A 1,658-nucleotide genomic window follows, 5' to 3' on the forward strand; every position below is an offset into this window, starting at 1 on the left:
GTCGACGCCGGGGCGCTCGCGGCCGTCCTCCGCCGCCTCGACGCCACCGGCGTCGACGTCGCGGCCGCGGGCGTCGCCGGGGAGGCGCTCGTCGTCGTCGTGGAGCGGCGCGACGGCGCGACCGCGGTCCGGGTTGCCGAGGACGCGCTGGAAGCGGTGCCGACCGACGGGAACTGAGCACTGGCCACGCGAGCCGCATCGATCGTGTTCTGGACGGAGTTTATCGGGGTCTCCTCCCCAGCCGACCCCGTGCTTCTCACGGCCGCCGTCGTCCGCCACGTGCCCTCCGGCGCGCTGTGGACCGGCGCGGCGCCGTACGTCGGCTCTGCGGACTCTCCCGCGTGCGGCCGACGGGACGCTCGATCGCGAGGCGGTCGTCGACGCCGCGCTCCTCGCCGGCGGGATCCCGGTGTGAACTCCTCGGGTCGTTTGGAGAGGCGACGCGGTGGAGGTCCGGGCGTCTCTCCCGGGCCACAGTATTCGTGTGACCCCGCACGCTTTTCTAACGCCGTCTGATAGGTAGGGGCGATGAACGCCGTCACGCTCGGTCCGGCCGGCACGTACTCACACCGTGCGGCGCGGGCCGTCGCCGCCGAGGTGTCGTTCCGCGAGTCGGTCACCGCCATCGTCGACGCCGTCGCGTCCGGCGAGTTCGAACGGGGCGTCGTCCCCATCGAGAACAGCATCGAGGGCTCCGTCACGGAGAGCCTCGACGCGCTGGCGGAGTACGACATCGCGGTCACCCGCGAGATCGTCACGCCGATCCGGCACGCGCTCCTCGCGCAGGGGTCCGAGTTCGAGGTCGTCGCCAGCCACTCGCAGGCGCTCGCGCAGTGTCGCAACTGGCTGGAATCGAACTACCCGTCGGCGGGCCTCGAAGCGGTCGCCTCCACGGCCCGCGGGGTCGAACGCGCCCGCGAGGACGCCCGGATCGCCGGGATCGGGCACCCGGACAACGCCGGTGACGACCTCGAGATCCTCGCGGAGGACATTCAAGACCGCACCTCCAACGCGACTCGGTTCCTCGTCGTCGCGGCCGCGTCAGCGCGCTCCGACGCCGGCGGGAAGACGACCCTCATCGTCTATCCGAACGCGAACTATCCCGGCCTGCTCTTAGAGCTCCTGGAGGCGTTCGCCGACCGCAATCTCAACCTCTCGCGGATCGAGTCGCGCCCGAGCGGCGAGCGCCTCGGCGACTACCTGTTCCACTTCGACGTCGACGCCGGGCTCTACGAGGACCACATGGCGAAGGCGGTCGAGGACATCGAAGCCATCGCCGGCAACGGCTGGGTGCGCGTGCTCGGGTCGTACGATACCGAGCATGTGTTGGAGTGAGGATCCGATGACCTGTCGCCGGCGACGCACTGTTTAGAAGAACGCGCAGACCGACGACTCCGTATAAACAGGACGACGACTCCGTATAAACAGGATTGCGGTGGCGCGTGCCTCCGAGCGCCCAGCGGGCGCGAGGAGCGCGCGCGAGGGACGCGGCGAACGCGAGCGGCGAAGCCGCGAGCCGTGAGCCGCGAGCTGGGGAGGGGTGAGGTGCGGTCGCTGTGCGGTGGTGTTCAGATAAGGATTGAAAGGTGAGGCGGTGCGTTTTCAAAGTGATCTATGCCCGAAAACGACCGCCTCGGCGGCTGTTTAGACGAGATCAA

General features: G+C 69.6%; 1 protein-coding gene. It reads left to right on the forward strand.

Annotation, left to right across the window (positions count from 1 at the left end):
* Positions 1-528: 528 nt before the first annotated feature.
* On the forward strand, positions 529-1,335 hold the full coding sequence (gene pheA, locus OQF71_RS14500) for a prephenate dehydratase (protein ID WP_280588519.1): 807 nt from the start codon (positions 529-531) through the stop codon (positions 1,333-1,335).
* The last annotated feature ends 323 nt before the right edge of the window (positions 1,336-1,658 follow it).

This window comes from Halorubrum sp. Boch-26 (genome assembly GCF_029889805.1).
Lineage (GTDB): Archaea > Halobacteriota > Halobacteria > Halobacteriales > Haloferacaceae > Halorubrum.